Annotated in this window: 1 protein-coding gene and 1 pseudogene; both read right to left on the bottom strand. The window is 64.6% G+C overall.

Annotation, left to right across the window (positions count from 1 at the left end; genetic code table 11):
• Positions 1 to 9: 9 nt before the first annotated feature.
• Complete coding sequence (locus HP546_RS29545; protein WP_372242478.1) at positions 10 to 1086, bottom strand: methyl-accepting chemotaxis protein; 1077 nt, start codon at positions 1084 to 1086, stop codon at positions 10 to 12.
• Positions 1087 to 1293: 207 nt separating this feature from the next.
• Positions 1294 to 1575, bottom strand: a pseudogene (locus tag HP546_RS31940) (PAS domain-containing protein); the annotation flags it as partial.
• Positions 1576 to 2093 lie beyond the last annotated feature (518 nt).

Genomic DNA, 2093 nt, shown 5'->3' with positions numbered 1-2093 from the left:
CATCCTGCCTTAGCGGTTGAAGCGCTCCACCAGGGCACGCAATCCGGCGCACACCTGCTCCAGTTCGGCGCCACGCGAAGCGGCGGCGTTGGCGCTGCTGGCGCTGTGCCGGGCAATGCCGGCCACGCCATTGATCTGCCGCGAAACGTCTTCGGCCACTGCCGATTGCTGCTGCGAGGCCGTGGCCATCTGCTGGCTCATGTCGCTGATACGCTGCACCGCGTCACGAATGCCATGCAGTGCCTGCCGGGCCTCCTGCACCTGGGCAACGCCCTGCTCGGCCCCGATGATACCTTGGGTGGCAATTTCCACAGCCTCCTCGGCACCACTGCGCAGGGCGTCGATGATGGCCTGGATGTGCAAGGTCGACTGGCGGGTCTTGTCGGCAAGTGCCCGCACCTCATCGGCGACCACGGCAAAACCGCGGCCATGCTCGCCCGCACGCGCGGCCTCGATGGCCGCGTTGAGCGCCAGCAGGTTGGTCTGCTCGGCAATGCTGCGGATCATCCCGGCGGCGTCGGCGATGGCGCCGGTCTGACCAGCCAGGTGGCTGACCGCCTGGTTGATCTGGGTCACGGTGCTGGCCAGGGTGCGGATGGCCGCGCCACTGGCATCGGCCACCTGGCTGCCCTGCGCCGCCAGCAGGTGCGCGGTGTGCGCCTCGGCGGCAGTCAGCTGTACGTGGTTGGCCACCTGGCCGATGGAAACAGCCATCTGGTTCATCGCCGTGGCGCTGAGGTCGGTTTCGGCGCGCTGGTCCAGCAATGCCGCTTCGGTGCCGCGTGACAATTGCCCGGCATCATGGGCGGCCACGGCCATTTGCCCGGCCAGGTCGCTCAAGCGGGTCAACGCGGTTTTCAGCCGTGCCTCCTCACTGATCAGCATCACTTGCAGTTGCCCCGCAGCACCTGGCAAGTCGCTGTAGGTCAAGGCTGCGACCGGGTCGGCGAAGGTGCCCTCGGCGCCCTGCACAACCTGCTGCAACTGCCGTCCGACGGCGTTGCGCGCCCACAAGCCGTAGGCCAGGAACAGGCCCGCTGTAAGGCCCTGCCCCGGCAAGCCGGGCCACAGCTGGTTGGCACCCACCGCCAGCAGCCCACCCGCCAGTGGCAAGGCCAGGGCCTGAGCCAGCGAGCCCAGCCGGTGCGCTGCCGACAAGGCCGGTTGGCCGTTGCGCAGCCGTGCATACAGGGCCTCGGCGCGGGCCACCTGCTCACGTGTGGGGCACACCCGCACCGACTCGTAGCCAACCACCCGCCCGCCTTCGAGGATGGGGGTGACGTAGGCGTTGACCCAGTAGTAGTCGCCGTTGCGGCAGCGGTTCTTGACGATGCCCATCCAACTCTTGCCGGCCTTCAGGTAACGCCACATCAGCGCATACACCGCCGGTGGCATGTCCGGATGGCGCACCAGGTTGTGCGGGCTGCCGATCAGTTCGGCCTCGCTGTAACCGCTGATGGCAGTGAATTCGGGGTTGCAGTAGGTGATCAGGCTGGCGGTATCAGTGGCGGAAATCAGCCGCTGACCAGGGGGGAAACGTTGCTCGACCGGGGTGACCGGGAGGTTGAGGCGCACGATGAGACTCCATTCATTTGAACGCCAGGCGCCAGCTTGGGGCGGGGTCGGGAGGATTTTCCCGCAAACGGCCCGTTGCTGACTGCCCGGTCGGGCGCGGATTCTACGATTTCAGCCACATAATGCAAATAAACCTTACGAATCATGGCGTTATCAAAAAAGTCGAGGCTGGCTCGGCGATTGGCAAGCGGATTGCTACAAGCGGATTGCAAACTGTAACCAGGCACCGGCCATGCCCTGAACTGTTTTCTGTGCATTCCGATTGCGGTGCGCACCGAACTAGAGCCTGGTGGGCCGAGTTGCCCCACAACTGGTCAGACCGGTAAGGCCAAAAAGCCTTGCAATCTGGGATTTTTCGCGCTTTTATGGCCTGGCGCTGAACAAACCGGTAAGACCACAATAATTAAGTCCTGCGCTCTTTCGCCCCGTGCGGCTACCGAAGCAAGGACACCGATCAGAGATCACTTCCATGCTCAAATGGTGCTCGCGTTCGATATTCCTGCAAGTCGTGCTCGGCC

The sequence above is a fragment of the Pseudomonas sp. CM25 genome, from assembly GCF_013179705.1.
GTDB lineage: Bacteria > Pseudomonadota > Gammaproteobacteria > Pseudomonadales > Pseudomonadaceae > Aquipseudomonas.
The sequence above is the reverse complement of the archived record's forward strand: the minus strand, read 5'-3'. Positions and strand labels throughout refer to the sequence as shown.